General features: G+C 77.9%; 1 pseudogene. It reads left to right on the forward strand.

Annotation, left to right across the window (positions count from 1 at the left end):
• Positions 1 to 44 precede the first annotated feature (44 nt).
• Positions 45 to 267, forward strand: a pseudogene (locus GT042_RS38790) (hypothetical protein); the annotation flags it as partial.

Below are 267 nucleotides of genomic sequence, written 5' to 3' on the forward strand. Positions count from 1 at the left end.
CCCACCCCCACCGCGCCGAGCCGACCGTGTGGAACGGAGCCCCAGTGACGGAAGAGACGAAACGGGACGGAGAGAGCCACCGGGGGCGAGGCCCCTCGTCGCGTGGTGCCGGGGCGCCGCGGCCGCTCGGGGAGGTTCGTCGGTGGCCCAAGTCGTTCGCCGGGCGGCTGACCGCGCCTCTCCCGGGGGTGCGGGCCATGACCCGGCTCGCCAGGGAGGGGTCCGTACGGCCCGGCGCCGCGGGGCTGCGGGACGTGCCGCTGCTGC

Origin of the sequence: Streptomyces sp. SID3212 (assembly GCF_009865405.1) — a bacterium.
Classification (GTDB): Bacteria; Actinomycetota; Actinomycetes; order Streptomycetales; family Streptomycetaceae; genus Streptomyces.